Raw genomic sequence first — 21540 nt, 5'->3', positions numbered from 1 at the left:
ACAAGAAGCCCGCTCACCACAGGAGCCCGCTCGCCACAGGTCATCGAATTGAAATCTTATTGAACCAGGAGTTTTTTGTGGACGAGAAACAACGTTACGCCGACGGCCTGCAAGTGCGCCGCGAAGTGCTGGGCGATGCCCATGTCGACCGCAGCCTCAATGCCCTGACCGAGTTCAACAGCGAGTTCCAGGACATGATCACCCGCCACGCCTGGGGTGACATCTGGACCCGCCCCGGGCTGCCTCGCCACACCCGCAGCCTGATCACCATCGCCATGCTGATTGGCATGAACCGCAGCGAAGAACTCAAGCTGCACCTGCGCGCCGCCGCCAGCAACGGCGTGACCCGTGCCGAGATCAAGGAAGTGCTGATGCAGAGCGCGATCTATTGCGGGATTCCGGCGGCGAATGCCACGTTTCACCTGGCAGAGTCTGTATGGGATGAGCTGGGTGTCGAGTCGCGCGAGTGATCAGTGGGAGTCGGCGTCCCACACCCAATTCCACACGCCCGGAAGATGCACGGCTTCATTCACGTCTTTGACCGTACGCGCCAGCGCCGCGCGTTGCAGGGCGGCCGTATCGGTGTAGAACGGTTCGGCAGCCGTCTTCATGCCATTGACTCGTGCGCTGTCCAGCAGGATCTGCAGGTATTCCTGCATATGCCGCGCGGTATAGCGGTTGATATCGTGGAAGGTCACCACCACCGGTATCACGCCGTCCACCGTCGGTAACTCCCCCAGCGCGATGCGCTCGCGCACCACCGACAGTTGTCGATACAGGTTGGCGCGGCGCCTTGGGCTGCCATTGAAGCCCCAGATCTTGCCGTCATTGGCGCTCAGGTCGGTCAGCAGGACCTGCATGCCATGGCGCTGGTAGGCGGCGAAGGTGCGCCGGTCGTAGTTCCAGAACGGCGGGCGGACCAGCACGGGCGGCGCGCCGGTGATCGAGGCGATATCGCTCGCGCCCTGGCTGAGGGTGCGCTCCAGCTCGGCATCATTCAGCCAGCGGTGGTTGGTATGAAAGGTCGTGGCAGTGTGAAAAGCCAGCACATGCCCGCCGGCGTATTCACGCTCCATCGTCTTGCGACCCCGCGAGCTGCCGCCGGAACGCGACGATTCGGTCTGCAGGAAGAACACCGCCTTGATCCCCGGCAGCACCGGGTTGTGCGCCAGGTCGGCGAGCACTGAACGGCTGGGGTTGTCGTAGCCCGAGGCGCTGGGGCCGTCATCGAAAGTCAGCAAAAAACGGATCGGCGCCTGGGCCTGCAGGCGTTGCTCGGTCTGCGCGGTCAGGGCGATGGGTGCGCCGATACAGCCGCTGAGGCTCAAGGCCAGGGCAAGCACGGCGGATGCGATGGCAAAGGATTTCATGGTGTGCGCAGGCTCGGATAAGAGGCCGCTGCTGGGCGGATCAGCAGCGGCAGGCGCGCACCATACAGTAAGTGCGGCGCCGGATTACAGCAGACTTATCGGGTAACTGACGATCAGCCGGTTTTCATCGAACTCATTGTTGCTGTAGTCGCGGCGCATGCTCGAATTGCGCCAGCGCACCGTGAGGTTCTTCACCACGCCGCTTTGCACGGTATAACCCAATTCGCTTTCGCGACCCCATTCCTTGCCATCGGTGATGGTGCCGGTGTGCACGTTGCTGCCGCTGATATAGCGGTTCATAAGGGTCAGGCCCGGTACGCCGAGGGCGGCGAAGTTGTAGTCGTGGCGCACCTGCCAGGATTTTTCCTCGGCGTTGTCGTAACTCGAGTTGTAGCTGTCGTTGGCCAGGGTGCCGCCGCTGGTGCCGTTGACGCGCATCCACGCGCTGTTGCCGGTGAGTTTTTGCAGGCCGACGTAGAAGGTGTTGCCGCCATACTTGGCCGAGAACAGGCCGGACCAGGTCTTGTTGTCCAGGTCGCCGGCGCGGGCGCTGCCGTCGTCCTTGCCGTAGAAGAACCCGAGGTTGGCGCCCAGGGTCCAGTCGCCCAGGGGCTGGCTGTGGATCAGGTTGACGAACTGCTGGCTGTAGATGTCCTTGAGCTGGGCGTTCCACACGCCGACCTGGGTGCGCTTGTCGTTGAAGGCGTACTCGCCGCCCTGGAAGTTGAAGCGGTCCGAGGTGAACGCGGTTTTGCCGACCATCGACATGTCCGACATGCTGCTGTCGTCGCGCGGGCTGTTGGCGCGGAACTGGCCGCCGTACAGGGTCAGGCCGTCGATTTCCTTCGAGGTGATCTGCCCGCCGCGCAGGGTTTGCGGCAGGGAGCGGCCATCGTCGGCACGCAGGATCGGCAGCACCGGCATCCATTCGCCGACCTTCACTTCGGTCTTGGAAATACGCGCCTTGAACGCCACGCCGAGACGCCCGAATTCATCCGCAGGGCGGCCATCGTGGTCCAGCGGCAGCAATTGGGTGCCACCGGTACCGCGCCCGCCATCGAGCTTCAACGAGTACAGCCCCAGCACATCCACACCGAAACCGACGGTGCCTTGGGTAAAGCCGGACTTGGCGTCGAGGATGAAACTTTGCGTCCACTCCTGTGCGCCACCCTGGGTTTTGGTGGGGTTGGTGAAATTGCGGTTGAAGAAGAAATTACGCAGGTTGAGGTTGGCGCTGGCGTCCTCCAGAAAACCGTGTTCTTCGGCGACGACGGGCAGGGCAAGACTGGCGATAGCGGTGGCCAGCAGGAGCCGGCGCGGGTGAAAAGTGCTCATGGTGGTGGACCTGTTGTTATTGGGTTTATGCAGGTGGCGGCCATGGTGCGGGGCGGTGCGGGGGCGGTTCAATCGGGGCAGGGCGGGTTGTGGGCGATGATCGAACGCAAGTTGCCGGGCGCTGAGGCCCGGCATTGGCGCGTTATCGTTTGGGCAGGTCGAAGTGGGTCCAGGGCACCGCCGGCAAACAATGCTGGGCGGCAATGATCAGCGCCACCATCACCACCAGGAACACCCCTTGCAGAGGGCTCCAGAAGGCCCAGTGCAGGCCGTTCAGCCAGGGGTAGCCTTCGGCGAACTTCTGGCTCATATGACCGATGCGTTTTTTGTGCAGCAGGTTGATCAGCAGCGCGCCGGCATAGGTCAGCGCACCCAGTACACCAAGCATCAAGCCGCAGGCCACCAGCATGATCGCCTGCGGTACGCCGTGGCGAATCACCAGCCAGTAGTCGTTGGGGTTGATTCGCTTGGGGATCAGGTACTGGCTCAGCCACACATCCAGCACCCGATAGGTTGAACTCATCCCGGCCCACACTTGGGTGACGCGGAAGCCAACCGCCGCCGGCACGAACGCCATCAGCATGAAAATGACCAGCGACATCCCGTCCATTCTGTCTGGCTTATCGTGGGCGATGCTCAGGCCAAGCCCCAGGGCGAAGACGGCCCATAGCCGGATAAACACCTGGGTGTAGATCGGCCGGGGCACGAATTTGCGCCAAAAGAACAGGTCTGTTTGAGGCAGGCGCTCGACCAGTTGCGGATAGCGCCAGGTCAGTGTTTGCGCCAGGTGCTGGCAGGCGTTCCACTCGTTCTCGCCAAACCCATCGATCAGGCGTTTGTGTTGCGTGGCGGACATCGGCGTCAGCAGCAGGCGTGCGGCCAGGGCATCGGCTGATGTGCGCCGCGTGTCCTGGGCCTTGTCCTGCAGGTTGGCGTAGAAGCTTTCCTGTTCGCAACGCGACACCAGTTCGCGCCACATCCACGCCGGTTCCGGGTAGACGCCTTTCTGGTCGTCCCAGCCGAAGGCCTGGCACACCCGCTCGAACAGCGGCACGCTCCACTGGGTGTCATGCAGCAGGTGCAGGACGATGCGCTGCCACTGCTGTTGCAGGTCGAACACCCGCAGCCAGGGTTGGTCGTTGTACTGCGTGAGCTGGGTGATGAACTCGCGCTCGGCCTTTTGCTCCAGCAGTTCCTGCAGGGTGCGGCGGTAGTCTTGCAGCAGCTCGCCGGTCAGTGCTTCGTATTGCCAGGACGTCATCGCCACCTGCTGCCAGGGGGTCAGCCATTCCAGGTGTTGCGCGGCCCAAGCGGCGATGGCGCTGCGTTCGCCCGGTGCTTCGAAACAATGGCGCAACAGGCCGGCCTGGAACGCCTCGGTGCAGCCCTGTTGCCGAGCCTGGGCCCAGCGTTCATCGAGGTTACCCGCGGTCAGGCCGTCGAGCAGGGTCTGGGCCGGGTCCGGAGTGGGTGCGTCGAAGGGCGCCGGGCTGACGGGGCTGATGTCCAGCAGTTCGGCCAGGTCATTCAGGTTGGTGTAGACCGCTTCGGCCACGGGCGCCTGGACGGGTTCTGCCTCTTCGTTATCCGCTCGCCAGCGTGCTTCATTCAGCGCGTGTTCATAGGCCTCGCGCAGGCGCTGGAAGCCTTGGGCGTCGTCGTCCGGGCGGCAGCCTTTGAGCAAGCGCGCATAGCTGCGCTTGATGCTGCGCTCGTCGGCGTCCTCCGGCAGTTGCAGTACGGTCCAGCAATCCATCGGTGTGCCCTCAGCGCCAGAACCCGTTGTCGAGTTGCTCAAGTTGACGGCTCAGTTCGCTGCGCGCTTCGCGGATGCGGCGTTCGTCCTGGGTGTCGAGTACCTGCTGGAACTGCGCCGCCCAATGCCCGAGCTGTTCGCGCAGCTCGCCGAGGTTTTCCTGGTAGAGCCGTTCGAGGCGGGCGACGAGCACGGTGTTGACCTGCTGGTCGCGGGGGTGGACCTTCAATTGCGCCAGGGCTTGCAGGCGTTGCTGGATCTCCTGCGGGTTGAGCACGCCGGGGTTGTTCTCGATCACCAGCGAATGCTGCTCGCCGGTCAGCGGGATATTCACCTGGGCTTCCAGCAGGCCGTTGTTGTCGTAGGTGAAACGCACGTCCAGGGAGACTTCACCGGCCTTGCGCTTGGGCACCGGAATATCCAGTTGGCCCAGCTCGATGTTGTCTTTGACCAGGCGGCTTTCGCCCTGGTAGATCTTCAGCAGTACGTGGGCCTGGTCGTCGTGCAGGGTGACCACGCTTTTGACCCGGCTCACCGGCACGCTGCTGTTGCGTTCGATCAACGGCAGGTAATGGCCGCTTTCGATATGGCCGCCGTACTGGTTGGAGGTTTCGATCCCCAGGGTGTAGGGGCAGACGTCGGTCAGCACCACTTCTTCGAGGGCCGCGGAACGGGCCTTGAGGGCGGCCTGGATCGCCGCACCATGGGCGACCACCTGGTCGGGATCGAGGCTGATGGAGGGAAAGCGCCCGAACAGGCCGGCGGCGAGTTTGCGCACCAGCGGCATGCGTGTGGTACCGCCCACCAGCAGGATTTCATCCAGGTCGCCGACCCGAATCCGCGCATCGCGCAGGGCGCGTTCGATCGGTGCGCGCAGGCGTTCCAGCAGTGGCGTGTAGAGCTTGGCCAGTTCCTGTTGGGTGATGGTTTTTGTCCATTGCTGGCCGTCGACGCGCAGGGCGAACTCGGCGCTGTCGTCCTGGCCCAAGGCTTTGCGTACGCGCTCGGCTTCGCGGCGCAGGGCTTGCAGCACCGTGCTGGTGGGCGGGAAACCCGTGGCGTTGCGTTGGCTGTCGACAAAGTGTTCGAGCAACAGGGTGTCGAAGTCTTCGCCGCCGAGAAAGTTGTCGCCGGCGCTGGCGCGTACTTCCATCACCCCGTCGAACAGCTCGATGATCGACACGTCGAAGGTGCCGCCGCCAAGGTCGAAGACCAGGAACGAGGTTTCTTTATCACGCTGGTGCAGGCCGTAGGCCAAGGCGGCGGCGGTCGGTTCGTTGATCAGTTTCTCAACGCTGAGCCCGGCCAGTTCACCGGCGATGCGCGTGGCCTTGCGTTGGCCGTCGCTGAAATAGGCGGGCACGCTGATCACCGCGTCGGTAACGGTTTGGCCGTAGGTGCGCTCGATGTCTTCCTTGAGGCTCTTGAGCACCAGCGCCGAGAGTTCTTCGGGGCGGAACGAGCGGTCGCCCAGGCGCACTTCAGTGGCGCTGCCCATGTAGCGCTTGAACAGCGAAGTCGTCAGGTGCGGGTGGGTGTGCAGGCGCTCCTTGGCGGCCTGGCCCACCAGGACACGGCCTTGGTCATCCAGCCCGACCACGCTGGGGGTCAGCAACTGGCCCAGGGCATTGGGCACCATTTCGGCGGCATCGCCGCGCCAGACGGCTGCGAGACTGTTAGTGGTCCCCAGGTCGATTCCTACGATCATTACGACAAGCTCCCTCTGTGGTCTGTAAGAATCTGTGACAGATTTTAACCTGAAAGGTTGAGCGCAAAGCAAGGCGGGAGCGCTTTGTGACGAGCGGGGCAAGCCCGCTCGCCACAAAGCGCTTGGCCAACCTGTCAGCCTTATGTTTAACCGCTTCTGCGTCTACTGTCAGGGTTGACAGTAGATGGCCCGTTTTTGAACGCCTATGTTCAAGGCGGTGGCAGTATTTTTCTGGTGCTCAAGGGAGAAGTGCTCATGAGCTTTGGAACAGACATAGGTGAGTTGTTAACGTCGTCGAATACGTTCAACGCGGACCTGATCTTTGGGAGTAACAAGAAGATCCCGATTACATTCGACACATTCGAGTTGATCTATATCGAGGGTGCTCAGTTTTCCATTTGTTTAGGGTTTGAAGACAATCCCGGTTCGAAAAATGAACTGACCCTTAAGGCTGAAGGGCTGAAAGCAGGCCAGACCTATCCGATCCGGCCGGAGGACCCTGGAGTCAGGGCGGCTTTTGCCTTGGGAAACCGCATCGAGTATTTCCCGGACGAATATTCGGGGGCCCTGACGGTTGACCTTCTTGAATACAAGGACGGCCGTATAGCGCTGAGCATGCAGTTTTCCATCTACTTCAAGCCAGATGGCAAGGGCGATATGGAAGTTGTCTGCCATGCCCTTCAAATCACCTGCGCGTTAGCAAACCACGGCGCAACGGGTAAGTTTGTACCCAAGCACCGAGTGCAAGCGAAGGTTCCAGTTCTTTGTGAGATCAACGCCAGTGTCAATGGCAGTTATGACCCCATCGACCTGGGTAATGTATTTTTCGTGATCTACTCAGACTCGAGTTATTTTATTCAGTGCTTGCCCCGTGATGGAGGTGATCGTGCGGTCCTCGAGTTCGCAGGGAGAGAGCTGAAAACCTTTACTGATTACCCGATCACAGGGCCTGGGGGGCCGCCAAATAGTGTTGATACGCTTTTTATTATGCGGCCTGAATTCTCATACGGGTTTTCTGATCCGACGGGTACATTCCGCGTAAGGCGCACTGATCATCCAGACGAAGGGTTCTGGTTTATCGGTGAGTTTAATTTCTCAATCACTGCTCGTGGCTCGGACGGTCAAAACACCCAGTATGATATTTCGAGTTCTGTGTTCCAGGTTCAAGTCAGTGAATTGAGAACTTAACCTTGGCACCCAGCCTGTAAAATATCGCGGGCCATAAAAAACCGCCTCCTGATAAGGGAGGCGGTTTTTGTTTATTGCGGCGCTATCAGAACAACTTCAACGCCGGTGCTTCTTCTTTCAACGGCTCGTTCTTCGCGGTCTGCTCGTTCCAGCCACCACCGAGGGCCTTGTACAGGTTGACCTCGCTGGTCAGCTGCGCCAGGCGGTCGGTGATCAGCGATTGCTGGGCACTGAACAGTTGGCGCTGGGCATCGAGGAAGGTCAGGTTGCTGTCGACACCGATGCGGTAGCGACGCTCGGCCAGGCGGTAGTAATCCTGGTTGGCCGCGACGAAGCCACGCTGGGCCTCCAGCTGCTGCTTGTAGGTCTCACGCGCGGCGAGGCCGTCGGAGACTTCCTGGAAGCCGGTCTGGATCGCCTTCTCGTAGTTCGCCACGTTGATCTCTTTCTGGATCTTCGAATAGTCCAGGCTGGCGCGCAGGCTGCCGGCGTTGAAGATCGGGATGTTGATCTGCGGGGCGAACGACCAGGTACCCGAACCGCCTTTGAACAGACCGCCCAGGGTAGGGCTGGCGGTACCGGCGCTGGCGGTCAGGCTGATGCTCGGGAAGAACGCTGCACGGGCCGCACCGATGTTGGCGTTGGCGGCCTTGAGGTTGTACTCGGCCTGCACGATGTCGGGACGACGTTGCAGCAGGTCCGAGGGCAAGCCAGCCGGTACGTCGCTGAGCAGGTCATCCGACAGCGGCTTGCTGGCGATATTCGTCGGCAGGCCGGTGCCCAGCAGCAGGGTCAGGTTGTTTTCGTCCTGGGCCACCTGGCGGGTGTAGCGTGCCAGCGCTACGCGGGCATTTTCCACCGAGGTGCGCGCCTGGCTGAGGTCGAGGGCCGACGCCACACCGACTTCATTGCTGCGTGATGTCAGTTTGAAGCTCTGCTCGTAAGCGCCGAGGGTGTCCTGGGTCAGCTTGAGCAGTTCCTTGTCGGCCTGCCAGGTCAGGTAGGCATTCGCCACGCTGGCCACCAGGCTGATCTGGGTGCTGCGCCGTGCTTCTTCAGTGGCGAAGTACTTTTGCAGCGCTTCTTCACTCAGGCTGCGCACACGACCGAACAGGTCCAGCTCATAAGAACTGATCCCGAGGCCGGCCGAGTACTGGCTGGTGATGGTCGATTCGCCGGTCTGCGACAGCTTGGCCGGGGTGCGCGAACGGCTGCCGCTGCCCGTGGCCGATATGGCCGGGAACAGGTCGGCACGCTGGATCTGGTACTGCGCCGCATACGCGTCGATGTTCAGGGCCGCGACACGCAGGTCACGGTTGTTCACCAGCGCGGTCTGGATCAGCTGTTGCAGGGCAGGGTCATGGAAAAACTGCTTCCAGCCCTGCTCGGCAGCGGCTTGGCCCGGCGCCTGGGCCGACGAATACGCCGGCCCCTGTGGGAACTGAGCTGCCACCGGCGCTTCAGGGCGCTGGTAGTCAGGGATCAGCGAGCAGCCACTGAGCACGAATGCGGTGACGGCTAAGGAAAGTAGCGACTTGCTCATTGGCCAGCCTCTTGAGGAGTTTGCTTAGGTTCAGTCTTGTTACGTTCGCCCATGGCGGACACGCTCGCGAAGAACAGGGGGACCCAGAAGATCGCCAGCACCGTGGCCGTGATCATACCGCCAATGACACCGGTACCGATTGCGTGCTGGCTGCCTGAGCCGGCACCCGAGGAGATCGCCAGCGGCAACACGCCGAGGACGAACGCCATGGAGGTCATGATGATCGGCCGCAGGCGCATCCGCGAGGCCTCGATGGCCGCCTCGACGATGCCTTTGCCTTGCTCGTGGAGTTCCTTGGCGAACTCCACGATCAGGATGGCGTTCTTCGCCGCCAGGCCCACCGTCACCAGCAAGCCCACCTGGAAGAACACGTCGTTGGACAAGCCGCGCATGCTGGTGGCGATCAACGCACCCACCACGCCCAGTGGAACCACCAGGATCACTGCGATCGGGATCGACCAGCTTTCGTACAGCGCCGCGAGGCACAGGAACACCACCAGCAGCGACAGCGCATACAGTGCCGGCGCCTGGGAGCCGGACAGGCGTTCTTCATACGACAGGCCCGTCCAGGCGTAGCCCACGCCCGCCGGCAGTTGCTTGGCGATGCGTTCGACTTCGGCCATGGCGTCACCGGTACTGTAGCCCGGTGCCGGGGTACCGAGGATTTCCATCGCCGCTACACCGTTATAACGCGAGAGCTTCGGCGAGCCGTAGATCCACTTGCCCGAGGCGATGGCCGACAACGGCACCATCTTCCCGGAGTCGCTGCGCACGTACCATTTGTTCAGGTCTTCCGGGGACATCCGGCTGGCGGCTTCACCTTGCACGTAAACCTTCTTCACCCGACCACGGTCGATGAAGTCGTTGACGTAGCTGCCACCCAAGGCAATCGCCAGGGTCTGGTTGATGTTGGACAGCGTGATGCCCTGGGCACTGGCCTTCTCGTCGTCGACGGTGAGCTCGTATTGCGGCTCATCGTTCACGCCGTTGGGGCGCACACCGGCCAGGATCTTGCTCTGGGCAGCCATGCCCAGGAACTGGTTACGCGCCGCCATCAGCTTTTCATGGCCGACACCGCCCTGGTCTTGCAGGAACACGTCGAAACCGGTGGCGTTACCGAGTTCCAGTACAGACGGCGGCACAATGGCAAACACCATGGCGTCCTGGAAGGTCTGCATGAAGTAACCCTGGGCACGCTTGGCAATCTCGAACACCGAGGTGGACGAGTCGCGCTCATCCCACGGCTTGAGCATCACGAAGGCCAGGCCCGAACTCTGGCCACGACCGGCGAAGTTGAAACCGTTCACGGTAAACACCGATTTCACGCCTTTGCCTTCGCCCGGCTCGCCTTCCTTGTCATTGAGCAGGTAGGCGCGCATGTCGTCGATGACTTTTTGCGTGCGTTCAGCCGACGAACCTACCGGGGTCTGCACCTGGGCAAAGATCACACCCTGGTCTTCATCGGGCAGGAACGCAGCCGGGATGCGCATGAACAGCCAGATCATGCCGGCGATGATCAGGGCGTACACCAGGAAGGCCGGGATCTTGTGCTTGATCATGTTACCCACGCCGCGCTCGTAGCTCAGTACGCCACGGTCGAAGGTGCGGTTGAACCAGCCGAAGAAACCACGCTTGGGTTGGCCGTGTTTTTCCGGGTCGATCGGCTTGAGCATGGTGGCGCACAGGGCCGGGGTGAAGATCAGGGCAACCAGTACCGACAACGCCATGGCCGAAACGATGGTGATGGAGAACTGTTTGTAGATCACACCGGTGGAGCCGCCGAAGAATGCCATCGGCAACAGTACCGCCGACAGTACCAGGGCAATACCCACCAGGGCGCCCTGGATCTGGCCCATGGACTTGACCGTCGCCTCTTTCGGCGACAAATGCTCCTCGGCCATTACCCGCTCGACGTTTTCCACCACGACGATGGCGTCGTCCACCAGCAGGCCGATGGCGAGGATCATGCCGAACATGGTCAATGTGTTGATGGTGAAACCGAACGCCGCGAGGATCCCGAAGGTACCCAGCAATACCACCGGTACGGTCATGGTGGTGATGATGGTGGCGCGGAAGTTCTGCAGGAACAGGAACATTACCAGGAACACCAGCACGATCGCTTCGATCAGGGTGTGCACTACACCGGAGATCGATTCGGTCACGACCGGGGTGGTGTCATACGGCACCACCGCCTTCATGCCAGGCGGGAAGAACGGTTCCAGGGACGCCACGGTGGCACGGATGGCCTTGGCGGTGTCCAGGGCGTTGGCGCCCGACGCGAGCTTGATCGCCATACCGGAAGCCGGGTTGCCGTTGAACTGCGCGCTGATGCTGTAGTTCTGGCCGCCGAGTTCGATACGCGCCACGTCACGCAGGCGAACCTGGGAACCGTCGGCATTGACCTTCATGAGGATATTGCCGAACTGCTCAGCCGTCTGCAGGCGGGTCTTGCCGATGATGGTGGCGTTCAGCTGGTTGCCGGGCAGGGCAGGCAGGCCGCCCAATTGACCGGTGGCCACCTGGACGTTCTGTGCCGAGATGGCCGTGCTGACATCCACCGGCGTGAGCTGGAAGTTGTTCAGCTTGGCCGGGTCCAGCCAGATACGCATGGCGTACTGCGAACCGAACACCTGGAAGTCACCCACACCTGCGGTCCGGGAAATCGGGTCCTGGATGTTGGAAACGATGTAGTTGGACAAGTCATCCTTGGTCATGCTGCCGTCTTCCGACACCAGGCCGATCACCATCAGGAAGTTCTTCACCGACTTGGTTACGCGGATACCCTGTTGCTGCACTTCCTGCGGCAGCAATGGGGTCGCCAGGTTCAGCTTGTTCTGCACCTGCACCTGGGCGATGTCCGGGTTGGTACCCTGGTTGAACGTCGCGGTGATGGTCATGCTGCCGTCGGAGTTACTGTCCGAGGCCACATAACGCAGGTTGTCGATACCGTTGAGCTGCTGCTCGATGACCTGCACCACGGTGTCCTGCACGGTTTGCGCGGACGCGCCTGGGTAGGTTACCTGGATGTCGATGGCGGTTGGCGCGATGGCCGGGTATTGGTTGATGGGCAACTTCAGGATCGACAGTGCCCCGACCAGCATGATCACCAGGGCAATTACCCAGGCGAAAATGGGACGGTCGATAAAAAATTTCGACATGGATTACTCCCCCTGGCCAGGCGCGGCAGCAGGAGCAGCGGCGGAACCGGCGGGCTTGGCGTTGTCAGCCTCCTTGACCTTGACCTCCACACCCGGCTTGACGTACTGCAGGCCTTCGGTGATCACGCGGTCACCGGCGTTCAGGCCTTTCTCCACCAGCCAATAGGCGCCGGCGGTGCGGTTGGCCACCAGTACACGCTGCTCGACCTTGTTGTCGGCGTTGACCACCAGCGCCGTCGGGATGCCCTTGAGGTCGCGGGTCACGCCTTGCTGTGGCGCGAGGATCGCCTTGCTGTTCACACCGGCTTGCAGCTGGGCGTGCACAAACATGCCCGGCAGCAGGGTGTGGTCAGGGTTGGGGAACACCGCGCGCAGGGTCACGGAGCCGGTGGTCTGGTCGACCGAGACTTCGGAGAATTCCAGTTTGCCGTCATGGCCGTAGTCGCTGCCGTCTTCCAGGGTCAGCTTGACCTTGGCGGCGTTGGCGCCGGCTTTTTCCAGTTGGCCGCTTTCCAGGTCGCGGCGCAGTTTCAGCATTTCAGCCGAAGACTGCGTGACGTCGACGTAGATCGGGTCCAGTTGCTGGATTACCGCCATGGCATCGGTCTGGCCATTGCTGACCAGCGCGCCTTCGGTCACCGAAGAACGACCGATACGCCCGGAGATCGGCGCGAACACCTTGGTGTAGCGCACGTTGATCTGGGCGGTTTGCACGTTTGCTTCCGCAGTCATGCGGTTGGCCACGGCGGTGTCGTATTCCTGGCGGCTGACGGCTTGCTCATCGACCAACTGCTTGTAGCGGTCGGAGATGGACTTGGTCTGGGTCAGGCTGGCTTGTGCGCTTTTCAGCGTGGCTTCATAGACCGACGGATCGATCTGATAGAGCTGCTGGCCTTCCTTCACATCCGCGCCTTCCTTGAACAGGCGCTTGAGGATGATGCCGTTGACCTGTGGGCGAACTTCCGCGATGCGGTAGGCGGTGGTGCGGCCTGGCAGCTCGGACGTCAGGGTATAGGCTTGCGGTTGAATGGTGACCACGCCGACCTGAGGGACTTGAGCGGGCGGAGCCGCTTCTTCCTTTTTACATCCGCTGAGCAGCGATGCCAGGGCGACGGCAGTGACCAGAGCGGTAACAGCTGGCTTAAGTTGCATGAAGATCCTCGGGTCAGGCGCGCAGGGTGCGCACAAGAAGTGTGGAAGGGTAAAAAACACGCTGTGAGTAGATAAGTAGCTTGCTACGCAATATACTTACGTTCATGGTTGTTTGTAAACTCTTGACAGGCTGCGCGGATTGTTGACAAAGCAAGCCAAAAGCCTCGATTCCACTACGTTCGGCGCCCATGACGGTGTCGTCCCACAAATATTCGGATGATCGTTAACGTCTATTAACACTGCGTTAGCGATAGTCTTATGTGTCCTGATTGAGGTTGTACTGCCATGGTTCGTCGCACTAAAGAGGAAGCTCAGGAAACGCGCAGCCAAATTCTCGAAGCCGCCGAGCAAGCCTTTTATGAACGCGGCGTTGCACGGACTACGCTGGCGGATATCGCTGCGCTGGCCGGTGTCACGCGGGGCGCCATTTATTGGCACTTCAGTAATAAATCCGATCTGTTGCAGGCCCTGCTGGACACGCTGCATGAGCCACTGGACGAATTGGCCAGGGCCAGTGAAAGCGAGGACGAAGTCGATCCGTTGGGGTGCATGCGCAAGCTGCTGATTCATTTGTTTCATCAGGTGGCCCTGGACCCGAAAACCCGGCGCATCAATGAGATTTTGTTTCATAAGTGCGAATTCACCGATGAAATGTGCGACATGCGCCGTCAGCGCCAGACCCACAGCCTGGAATGCAACCTGCGCATCGGCCTGACACTGCGTAACGCGGTCCATCGCGGGCAACTTCCGGAAAACCTCGACACCACCCGTGGCGCAGTGTGCATCCATGCCTACATCAACGGGCTGATTGGCCAGTGGCTGCTGGTACCCGACAGCTTCCAGCTACATCAGGAGGCCGAACGCTGGGTGGATGCAGGGCTCGATATGCTGCGCCTGAGCCCCAGCCTGCGCAATTGAGACAAAATGCGTAATTGCATCAGGTTGTGTCAACAGTAAAGCCTAAGGACCGTCAATCGTCCTTCTGCCTGATAGGTGGGGTGACTTTATATACGGGCTGGCGGGCGGTTGATACATAGCCGCCTAAGTATTTTGTAGGGATTTTGTTGCAAGGCTGTTAAGGAGTGTTTCCCAGGGCAACAATGTGGGAGGGGGCGAGCCCCCTCCCACATTTGGTTTCGCGTGTCGGGTGATTACAGTGGCAGCGTCGGGTAATCGATGTAGCCCACCGGGCCCTGGCCGTAGAAGGTTTCCGGATGCGCTTCGTTCAACGGCGCATCGGCTTTCAGGCGTGCTGGCAGGTCCGGGTTGGCAATGAACGGCACACCCCAGGCCACGGCGTCCGCTTTGCCTTCGGCCAGCCAGGCATTGGCGCTGTCCTTGGTGAAACGTTCGTTGGCGATGTACACGCCGCCAAAGGCTTTTTTCAACTGAGGACCGAGGCTGTCCGCACCTGCCTTTTCACGGGAGCAGATGAAGGCGATACCACGCTTGCCCAGCTCGCTGGCGACGTAGGTGAAGGTCTCCTTCAGGTTGTCGTCGCCCATGTCGTGGGCATCGGCGCGCGGTGCCAAATGCACACCCACACGGCCAGGGCCCCAGACCTCGATGGCCGCATCGGTCACTTCCAACAGCAGGCGTGCACGGTTTTCCAGGGACCCACCATAGTTATCGGTGCGCTTATTGGTGCTGCTTTGCAGGAACTGGTCGAGCAGGTAGCCGTTGGCGCCGTGGATCTCCACGCCATCAAAGCCTGCGGCCTTGGCGTTCTCGGCGCCGGTGCGGTAAGCGTCGACGATGTCGGCGATTTCAGCGGTTTCCAGAGCACGCGGCGTTGGGTAGTCGGCCAATGGGCGCACCAGGCTGACGTGACCTTTAGCCTGGATCGCGCTCGGCGCCACCGGGGTTTCGCCGTTCAGGTAGGACGCGTGGGAAATGCGGCCGACGTGCCACAGTTGCAGGAAGATCTTGCCCCCTGCGCCATGCACGGCCTTGGTGATATTGGCCCAGCCGCGCACCTGGTCGTTGGACCAGATGCCCGGCGTGTCCGGGTAGCCCACGCCCAGCGGTGTCACCGAAGTGGCTTCGCTGAGGATCAGCCCGGCGGAAGCACGTTGCACGTAGTACTCGGCCATCAGCGCGTTGGGTACGCGGCCGGCATCGGCGCGGCAGCGGGTCAGCGGCGCCATGATGATGCGGTTCGACAGCTCCAGGTCGCCCAGTTTGATCGGATCGAAAATAGTCGTCATGGGAAAACACCCTTCTCTTTGAAGTTGATCAGTGGGTCGCAGGGGCCAGGTCGGCATCGCCGCCCTGACGGAAAGTAATCAGGGTCACCAGCAGCGCCAGGATCGCCAGGGCCGCTGCCGCCAGAGGCACGCTGCTCAGGCCGAAACCGTGGGCAATCACGCTGCCGCCCACCCAGGCGCCGAGGGCATTGCCGATGTTGAAGGCGCCGATGTTCAGGGTGGACACCAGGTTCGGTGCGGCCTTGCCGAAGGTCACCACGTTGATCTGCAGCGCAGGTACGGCGGCAAATGAAGCGGTGGCCCAGAGGAACAGGGTGATCTCGGTCGGGATCACGGCGACGCTGGTCCAGGTCAGCGCGGTGGACACCACCGCCATACTGATAAACACGCCGATCAGGGTGGCTGCCAGGCGTTTGTCCGCCAGCTTGCCGCCGATGATATTGCCCACGGTGAGGCCCAGGCCGATCAGCAGCAGGGTCCAGGTCACGCCTTTGGGCGACACGCCGGTGACATCGCCGAGCAGCGGCGCAACATAGGTGAAGAGGGTGAACATGGATGCGGCGAACAGCGCGGTCATGCTCAGCGACAACCAGATGCCGGCACCCTTGAGGGCGGCCAGTTCGGCGCGCATGTCGAGTTTTTCTTCGTCACGCTTGGCCGGCAGGAAGCGGATCAGGCCGATCAACGCCACTACGCCAATCACCGTCACTGCCCAGAAGGTCGAGCGCCAGCCGGCTTCCTGGCCCAGCGCGGTGCCCAGTGGCACACCAAGCACGTTGGCCAGGGTCAAGCCGGTGAACATCAGGGCCACGGCCGAAGCGCGCTTGTTGGCCGGCACCAGGTTGGCGGCGACCACCGAACCGATGCCGAAGAACGCACCGTGGCATAGCGCGGTGATCACACGGGCAACCATCAGCACGTTGTAGTCACTGGCCAGGGCGCAGAGCAGGTTGCCGATAATGAAGATGCCCATCAACGCTACCAGGGCCGCCTTGCGGGGCAACCTGGCGGTGGCCAGTGCCATAAATGGCGCACCAATGGCCACGCCCAGGGCATAGCCGGTGACCAGCCAGCCGGCGCCGGGAATCGACACGCCGAGGTCCGCCGCCACATCAGGCAGCAGGCCCATGATCACGAACTCGGTAGTGCCGATGGCGAAGGCGCTCAGGGCCAGGATGAGTAGCGAGAGGGGCATTATCGTTTCCTTGTTACAACGTCGCGCTGATTTCAGCGCTGAGTTCAGTGGTAAGCGCCGCGAGGAAGGCTTGGATCACTTCCTCATTGCGCTTGAAAAAGTGCCACTGCCCGGCCTTCTGGCTGCTGATCAATCCCGCCCGTTGCAAGGTGGCCAGGTGGGCCGACACGGTCGACTGGGACAAGCCGCAGCGCTGGTCGATCTGCCCGGCACAGATGCCGTATTCGTGGTTGTGCACTTGCTCGGGGAACTGCACTTTCGGGTCTTTCAGCCAGGTGAGGATGTCTCGTCGTACTGGGTGCGCCAGGGCTTTTATTATTTCGTCGAGGTCGATGGACATGGCAGGTGCTCGGTGTCGTAAAGCGTTATATCGCGATGAGGCGAACTTTAAATCGTTATATCCCGATATACCAATATGAATTTGCTCTGAGCTCAGGCTGAATCGGTATATCGGGTTATAACGATACGTTGGCGCCAGTGCTAGACTGCGCGGCATGAATTATCTCGCACATCTGCACCTGGGCGGCCAACTTCCTGCGCAACTGCTGGGCAGCCTGTATGGCGACTTTGTCAAAGGCCGCCTGCAAGGCCAGTTCAGCCCGCCAATCGAAGCGGCGATCCAGTTGCATCGCTCGATCGACCGCTTCACCGACAGCCACCCGTTGGTGGGCGAGGCGTTGTCGCGCTTCAGCCTCACCCGGCGGCGCTATGCCGGTATTGTCCTTGATGTGTTCTTCGATCACTGCCTGGCGCGGGATTGGGCGCTGTACGCCGATCAGCCCCTGGAGCACTTCACCTCGCAGGTGTACCGCGTGCTGGCGGCCGAACCGCAGTTGCCGGGGCGGCTGGCGCAGATAGCGCCGTATATGGCGGCGGATGATTGGTTGGGGTCGTACCGCGAGTTCGCGGTGATGGAGCCGGTGTTGCGCGGGATTTCGCGGCGGCTCACACAACCCCAGGAATTAGGGTTTGCGATGCAGGAATTGCGTGAGTTGTATGAGCCGTTGAGTGAAGACTTCCGGATCTTCTACCCCGAACTGCAAGCCTTCGCGCATAACCACCTGACAACACAAAGCTAAATGTGGGAGGGGGCAAGCCCCCTCCCACATTTGGAGCAGTGTCTAGCTCATATCACGCGGCAAAGGCTGGTCGCGCCGCTACTTGTTCAGCCTCCGGCACCGGCCCAAACAACGCCTTCTGCACCGCCTGCTGCGCCTGGAAAGCCAGTGCCGCACGTTCCTGTCCGGCGCAGGCAATCGGTTTGAGCACGTGGATTTCCACATCGCCCTGGTCATTGCCGAACAGGCGCATCAGGTGCGAGAGCAAATCGTCATCGCCAATAAACGGTGCCAGCGGGTCGACCTGCCCATTGCGCAGATAACGGATGGCCACCGGTTGCAGCGACACATCCGCGTCAATCGCACTGGCCAGCAAGCGCCCGTGGAAGGTGCGCAGGCTGCGGCCGTCGGTGGTGGTGCCTTCGGGGAACATCAGCAGCGGGTGCTGTTGTTCCAGGTGGCGGGTCATCTGCTTGCGGATCAACTGGCTGTCGCCCGAACCGCGACGGATAAACAAGCTACCGGCCTTGGCCGCCAACCAGCCGGCCACCGGCCAGGTGCGCACTTCGGCCTTGGACAAAAACGACATCGGCGCCACTGCGCCCAGCAACGGAATATCGGTCCAGGACACGTGGTTGCTCACCCACAGCATGGGCTGGGTCGGCAACTCGCCGTGCACTGTCACGCGAAAGGGCAGGGCGTTGGTCAGCCGCGCCATGAAGAACCGCGACCAGCGTTGGCGCCGCACCATCGAGTTGGCCACGCCCAAGCGTTCGAACACGCCAAACACACTGGCCATGCTCAAGCCCAGCGCCACTACCACCAGCACCCGGGCGATGCGCCCGTACACGCGCAGGCGGCTCATCACATGGCCGCCTTGAAGTGGCGCGCATAGCGCGGGCATAGCTCATCGCGCTTAAGCAGGATGAACACGTCGGCGACCTGGAAATCTTCATCCCAGCACGGCTCGCCGCAGATCTTCGCACCCAGGCGCATGTAGGCCTTGAGCAGCGGCGGCATCTCGGCGATCACGTTGGTCGGCAGGTCCAGCGCCGGCAGCGGTTTTTTCGGTTCGGCGCGCAGGTGTTCGTTGCACAGGTAACGTTCGCGCAGGCGCTGCATGATCGCGTGGGCCTGGATGCCACCGTCGTGCATCGGGATGCTCGCGCAGCCCATCAGGTAGCTGTAGCCGCCCTGGTTGAGCACTTCGGCCAACTCGCCCCACAACACGGCGATGGTGCCGCCGTTGCGGTAGGCCGGGTCGACGCAGGTGCGGCCGATTTCCAGGATCGGGCCCTGCAGATGCAGCAGGCCATGCAGGCTGAATTCTTCTTCGCTGTAGAACCGGCCCAGGGTGCTGGCGGCCTGGTGGTCGAGCAAACGGGTGGTGGCGACGAGTCGACCGCTGTTCAAGTCCCGCACGCCGATGTGGCTGCAGTGAACATCATAGTCATCCATGTCCAGGCCGTGTTCCGCGCCTTTGAGCTTGGCGTTGAACTCGCCGCTGAAGACGTTGAAACGCAGGGCCTGGGCTTCCTGCAAAGCCTTGGCGCCAACCAGGCGTTCGGCTTGCAGACGGCGTTCATTGCCGGTGTCGCTGATGCGGGCGATCTGAGTCATGGCGAATCTCCGAGTGCCAGCCACGTTTCGGCCGGTCGACTTTGTTGTCCAAAGTCAGGCTATGTAGCCCCGGTGTCATCTCCATGAAGTTATGGTGACGCTTGGATGACAGGGCCTCTGTAGCAAATCTGTCATTGCCCTCGGCTAGGCTCGCGGGCTTGAATGCTCCCTTGAGTGTGTGTCCATGGTCAGAGGCCTGCTGTGCGTTTCCCTGCTGTTCGTCACCGTTACCGCCTGCGCTGAAACCTGGCCCGACAAGGAGTGGGCCAAGGGCACGCTACTCGCAGGACCCGCCGTCGAAGCCCTTGACGCCTATGCATTCCCGCCCCGTGACGACACTGCCCGCCAAGGCATTCGCACCGACGCGCTGCTGGTGATCCGCGACGGTGTGGTCATCTATGAACGCTACGCCGCACCGACCACGGCCAGCACGCCACACTTGACCTGGTCCATCAGCAAAAGCCTGATGGCCACGGTGCTCGGCGTGGCCTACGGCGAAAACCGTTTCAAACTGACCGACCCTGCGGCACGCTTTTACCCGCCGATGAAACAACACCCCAAGGTGACCATGGCCGACCTGCTGCACTGGGCCTCGGGCCTGGACTGGCAGGAAGAGTATGAATACGCGCCGCTGAAGTCCTCGGTGGTGGCGATGCTTTACACCCGTGGTCGCGCCGATATGGCCGAGTTCGCCGCCAGCACTGAGTCCTTCAGCGCACCGGGCCAGGCCTTTCGTTATTCCAGCGGCGACAGCAATATCCTGTCCGCCGCGCTCAAGGGCATGCTCGGCCACAAGGCGTACATGAGTTACCCCTGGGACGCGCTGTTCAAGCCGCTGGGCATTCATAACGCCACCTGGGAAACCGATGCCGACGAAACCTTTGTCGCCTCGTCCTATGCGTTCCTCACCGCGCGTGACCTGGCGCGTGTCGGCCTGCTGATGGCCCGCGACGGGCGCTGGGGGGATCAACAATTGCTGCCCAGGGACTGGGTGGCGTTCAACCGCCAACCCTTCGACAAATACACCGCCGGCCAGGACGAAGCCGTCCCCGGTGGCCAATGGTGGCTCAACCAAGGCGCCCCGAGGCCCTGGCCCGACGCCCCCGCCGACACCTTCGCCGCCCTCGGTCATTGGGGCCAGGCGCTGTACGTGATGCCCGACGAACACCTGGTGATCGTGCGCTATGGCGATGATCGCGACGGCAGCTACCGCCACAACGAACTGCTCAAGCGCGTGCTTGCGGCGGTGCAACCATGATGCGTCGTCGGCCGTTTACCAGCCTTTTTCTGGTGCTGTTGCTCGCCCTGTCAGGCTGGGTTTGGCACGAGCGCGTCAACCTGCAAGCCTTCCCCGATATCATCGCGGCGTATACCGCCAAGGAGTACTGCTCGTGCCGCTATGTGGCGAACAATCCAGCCGACTATTGCCGGGGTTATGTGAAGCAGTACGTGCCCACCAGTGGGTTCAGCGATAACCCGGAACGCAGTGAAGTGACGGCGAGTGGCTTGGGGCGTACGCACAGCGCGCGGTGGTTGGGGGATCGACAGGGCTGTCGTCTGAATCCCTGACACAGCGCAAGTCACCCCCCACATTGGATTTGCGCCGTTCGTGACATTGCGCTTAAGGTTCGTGCAGGTTTTTCGCCCCACGAGTGCTTAATGTTCAACGCGTCTGTTATCAAACCCCTGGCCTTCGCCCTGCTGGCCGCTGCCGCGGTGCCCGCCCATGCCGACTGGTACCTGGACAACGAGTCCTCGCGCCTGTCGTTCGTCACCACCAAAAACACCGAGATTGCTGAAGTCCATCGCTTCCTGGTGCTGCACGGCAAGGTCGACGGCAAGGGCGCGGCGCAATTGGAAGTAGAGCTGGAGTCGGTCAACAGCGGCATCCCGCTGCGCGACGAGCGCATGCGCAACCAGCTGTTCGAGATCAAGACTTTCCCCGAGGCGCTGATCAGCGCACAGATCAATCTGCAACCCATCAATGACCTGGCGCCTGGCGCGCAACTGGAACTGCGCTTGCCCTTGAGCGTCACCCTGCATGGCAAGACCCAGACCTACAGCGCCGAGTTGTTGGCCACGCGCCTGGATGACCGACGCTTCCAGGTGGTGACCCTGGAACCGGTGGTGTTGCGTGCGGAGGATTTCGACCTGGCGCCGGGGGTGGCAGCGTTGCGCAAGGCGGCAGGGCTTAAGTCGATCAGTTTGTCGGTGCCGGTGGGTGCGGTGCTGATCTTTACGGCGCGCTGA

The 21540-nt window shown here is 61.7% G+C and carries 19 protein-coding genes; 7 read left to right on the top strand and 12 right to left on the bottom strand.

The features are described 5' to 3' along the window. The first annotated feature begins 77 nt into the window (after positions 1–77). Positions 78–470, top strand: a complete 393-nt coding sequence (pcaC, locus tag FX984_RS23500) for a 4-carboxymuconolactone decarboxylase (RefSeq protein ID WP_027604400.1) — start codon at positions 78–80, stop codon at positions 468–470. Here the strand turns inward: pcaC and FX984_RS23495 are convergent, their stop codons facing one another. The 4 genes from FX984_RS23495 to FX984_RS23475 all read right to left on the bottom strand — a co-directional run bounded on the left by FX984_RS23495 (position 471) and on the right by FX984_RS23475 (position 6169). Continuing rightward, entirely contained in the window at positions 471–1370 is a 900-nt protein-coding gene (locus FX984_RS23495; protein WP_027604399.1) for a polysaccharide deacetylase family protein, read from the bottom strand. It lies immediately after the preceding gene. A gap of 84 nt (positions 1371–1454) precedes the next feature. Further along, positions 1455–2705: an OprD family porin gene (locus FX984_RS23490; protein ID WP_146475801.1), complete on the bottom strand. Its 1251-nt coding sequence runs from the start codon at positions 2703–2705 to the stop codon at positions 1455–1457. Positions 2706–2847: 142 nt separating this feature from the next. Further along, positions 2848–4461 (bottom strand): J domain-containing protein, encoded by a 1614-nt coding sequence (locus FX984_RS23480; protein WP_146475800.1) that lies wholly within the window; start codon positions 4459–4461, stop codon positions 2848–2850. Positions 4462–4471: 10 nt separating this feature from the next. Beyond that, the gene (locus FX984_RS23475; protein ID WP_027604396.1) at positions 4472–6169 is read right to left on the bottom strand and encodes a molecular chaperone HscC; all 1698 of its coding nucleotides are present in this window, start codon (positions 6167–6169) and stop codon (positions 4472–4474) included. A gap of 195 nt (positions 6170–6364) precedes the next feature. On the opposite strand from FX984_RS23475, the gene FX984_RS23470 reads away from it, so the two are divergent. Beyond that, positions 6365–7357, top strand: a complete 993-nt coding sequence (locus FX984_RS23470) for a hypothetical protein (protein WP_146475799.1) — start codon at positions 6365–6367, stop codon at positions 7355–7357. Positions 7358–7442: 85 nt separating this feature from the next. On the opposite strand, the gene adeC is transcribed toward FX984_RS23470, so the two are convergent. Genes adeC through FX984_RS23455 form a run of 3 tightly spaced genes read right to left on the bottom strand, consistent with a single transcriptional unit; the run spans position 7443 to position 13210 of the window. Further along, positions 7443–8900, bottom strand: coding sequence for an AdeC/AdeK/OprM family multidrug efflux complex outer membrane factor (gene adeC, locus FX984_RS23465; protein WP_108573974.1), 1458 nt, complete (start codon positions 8898–8900; stop codon positions 7443–7445). Next, the gene (locus tag FX984_RS23460; protein ID WP_027604393.1) at positions 8897–12058 is read right to left on the bottom strand and encodes an efflux RND transporter permease subunit; all 3162 of its coding nucleotides are present in this window, start codon (positions 12056–12058) and stop codon (positions 8897–8899) included. The genes adeC and FX984_RS23460 overlap by 4 nt, the downstream gene beginning before the upstream one ends. 3 nt (positions 12059–12061) lie before the next feature. Next, complete coding sequence (locus FX984_RS23455; RefSeq protein ID WP_027604392.1) at positions 12062–13210, bottom strand: efflux RND transporter periplasmic adaptor subunit; 1149 nt, start codon at positions 13208–13210, stop codon at positions 12062–12064. 285 nt (positions 13211–13495) lie between these two features. Here FX984_RS23455 and FX984_RS23450 point away from each other — a divergent pair, with 285 nt between their 5' ends. After that, entirely contained in the window at positions 13496–14128 is a 633-nt protein-coding gene (locus tag FX984_RS23450; RefSeq protein ID WP_027604391.1) for a TetR family transcriptional regulator, read from the top strand. 233 nt (positions 14129–14361) lie between these two features. On the opposite strand, the gene FX984_RS23445 is transcribed toward FX984_RS23450, so the two are convergent. From FX984_RS23445 to FX984_RS23435, 3 genes are read right to left on the bottom strand one after another with little or no spacing between them, the layout of a single operon-like run. Then, on the bottom strand, positions 14362–15417 hold the full coding sequence (locus FX984_RS23445; RefSeq protein WP_027604390.1) for an alkene reductase: 1056 nt from the start codon (positions 15415–15417) through the stop codon (positions 14362–14364). Between the two features lie 28 nt (positions 15418–15445). After that, positions 15446–16612 (bottom strand): MFS transporter, encoded by a 1167-nt coding sequence (locus tag FX984_RS23440; protein ID WP_027604389.1) that lies wholly within the window; start codon positions 16610–16612, stop codon positions 15446–15448. Positions 16613–16625: 13 nt separating this feature from the next. Then, the gene (locus FX984_RS23435) at positions 16626–16952 is read right to left on the bottom strand and encodes an ArsR/SmtB family transcription factor (RefSeq protein WP_027604388.1); all 327 of its coding nucleotides are present in this window, start codon (positions 16950–16952) and stop codon (positions 16626–16628) included. A 154-nt stretch (positions 16953–17106) separates the two neighbouring features. Between FX984_RS23435 and FX984_RS23430 the strand changes: the two genes are divergently transcribed. Continuing rightward, a complete protein-coding gene (locus tag FX984_RS23430) occupies positions 17107–17691 on the top strand; it encodes an acyl carrier protein phosphodiesterase (RefSeq protein WP_092487785.1) in 585 nt (194 codons plus the stop codon). Positions 17692–17743: 52 nt separating this feature from the next. Here the strand turns inward: FX984_RS23430 and FX984_RS23425 are convergent, their stop codons facing one another. Together FX984_RS23425 and olsB are read right to left on the bottom strand one after the other, a co-directional pair. Next, positions 17744–18535, bottom strand: a complete 792-nt coding sequence (locus FX984_RS23425; RefSeq protein ID WP_146475798.1) for a lysophospholipid acyltransferase family protein — start codon at positions 18533–18535, stop codon at positions 17744–17746. After that, complete coding sequence (gene olsB / locus FX984_RS23420) at positions 18535–19290, bottom strand: L-ornithine N(alpha)-acyltransferase (RefSeq protein ID WP_027604385.1); 756 nt, start codon at positions 19288–19290, stop codon at positions 18535–18537. The genes FX984_RS23425 and olsB overlap by 1 nt, the downstream gene beginning before the upstream one ends. A gap of 184 nt (positions 19291–19474) precedes the next feature. On the opposite strand from olsB, the gene FX984_RS23415 reads away from it, so the two are divergent. From FX984_RS23415 to FX984_RS23405, 3 genes are all read left to right on the top strand, one after another. Continuing rightward, on the top strand, positions 19475–20548 hold the full coding sequence (locus FX984_RS23415) for a serine hydrolase domain-containing protein (protein WP_146475797.1): 1074 nt from the start codon (positions 19475–19477) through the stop codon (positions 20546–20548). Beyond that, positions 20545–20859 carry a hypothetical protein gene (locus FX984_RS23410; RefSeq protein WP_027604383.1) on the top strand — a complete coding sequence of 105 codons (315 nt, stop codon included), beginning with the start codon at positions 20545–20547 and terminating at the stop codon, positions 20857–20859. The genes FX984_RS23415 and FX984_RS23410 overlap by 4 nt, the downstream gene beginning before the upstream one ends. A gap of 90 nt (positions 20860–20949) precedes the next feature. Continuing rightward, positions 20950–21540 (top strand): YceI family protein, encoded by a 591-nt coding sequence (locus tag FX984_RS23405; RefSeq protein ID WP_108573976.1) that lies wholly within the window; start codon positions 20950–20952, stop codon positions 21538–21540.

The organism is Pseudomonas marginalis, assembly GCF_008692035.1.
Taxonomy (GTDB): Bacteria; Pseudomonadota; Gammaproteobacteria; order Pseudomonadales; family Pseudomonadaceae; genus Aquipseudomonas; species Aquipseudomonas marginalis.
Note: the sequence above shows the minus strand (reverse complement) of the source record. Positions and strands in the feature narration are given on the sequence as shown.

What these genes read in the sequence shown, in the direction of transcription:
- FX984_RS23495 (WP_027604399.1), bottom strand. Translation starts at nt 1,370, where the DNA reads ATGAAATCCTTTGCCATCGCATCCGCCGTGCTTGCCCTGGCCTTGAGC.
- FX984_RS23410 (WP_027604383.1), top strand. Translation starts at nt 20,545, where the DNA reads ATGATGCGTCGTCGGCCGTTTACCAGCCTTTTTCTGGTGCTGTTGCTC.
- FX984_RS23480 (WP_146475800.1), bottom strand. Translation starts at nt 4,461, where the DNA reads ATGGATTGCTGGACCGTACTGCAACTGCCGGAGGACGCCGACGAGCGC.
- FX984_RS23440 (WP_027604389.1), bottom strand. Translation starts at nt 16,612, where the DNA reads ATGCCCCTCTCGCTACTCATCCTGGCCCTGAGCGCCTTCGCCATCGGC.
- FX984_RS23490 (WP_146475801.1), bottom strand. Translation starts at nt 2,705, where the DNA reads ATGAGCACTTTTCACCCGCGCCGGCTCCTGCTGGCCACCGCTATCGCC.
- FX984_RS23415 (WP_146475797.1), top strand. Translation starts at nt 19,475, where the DNA reads ATGGTCAGAGGCCTGCTGTGCGTTTCCCTGCTGTTCGTCACCGTTACC.
- FX984_RS23405 (WP_108573976.1), top strand. Translation starts at nt 20,950, where the DNA reads ATGTTCAACGCGTCTGTTATCAAACCCCTGGCCTTCGCCCTGCTGGCC.
- olsB (WP_027604385.1), bottom strand. Translation starts at nt 19,290, where the DNA reads ATGACTCAGATCGCCCGCATCAGCGACACCGGCAATGAACGCCGTCTG.
- adeC (WP_108573974.1), bottom strand. Translation starts at nt 8,900, where the DNA reads ATGAGCAAGTCGCTACTTTCCTTAGCCGTCACCGCATTCGTGCTCAGT.
- FX984_RS23425 (WP_146475798.1), bottom strand. Translation starts at nt 18,535, where the DNA reads ATGAGCCGCCTGCGCGTGTACGGGCGCATCGCCCGGGTGCTGGTGGTA.
- FX984_RS23475 (WP_027604396.1), bottom strand. Translation starts at nt 6,169, where the DNA reads ATGATCGTAGGAATCGACCTGGGGACCACTAACAGTCTCGCAGCCGTC.
- FX984_RS23430 (WP_092487785.1), top strand. Translation starts at nt 17,107, where the DNA reads ATGAATTATCTCGCACATCTGCACCTGGGCGGCCAACTTCCTGCGCAA.
- FX984_RS23435 (WP_027604388.1), bottom strand. Translation starts at nt 16,952, where the DNA reads ATGTCCATCGACCTCGACGAAATAATAAAAGCCCTGGCGCACCCAGTA.
- FX984_RS23455 (WP_027604392.1), bottom strand. Translation starts at nt 13,210, where the DNA reads ATGCAACTTAAGCCAGCTGTTACCGCTCTGGTCACTGCCGTCGCCCTG.
- FX984_RS23450 (WP_027604391.1), top strand. Translation starts at nt 13,496, where the DNA reads ATGGTTCGTCGCACTAAAGAGGAAGCTCAGGAAACGCGCAGCCAAATT.
- FX984_RS23460 (WP_027604393.1), bottom strand. Translation starts at nt 12,058, where the DNA reads ATGTCGAAATTTTTTATCGACCGTCCCATTTTCGCCTGGGTAATTGCC.
- FX984_RS23445 (WP_027604390.1), bottom strand. Translation starts at nt 15,417, where the DNA reads ATGACGACTATTTTCGATCCGATCAAACTGGGCGACCTGGAGCTGTCG.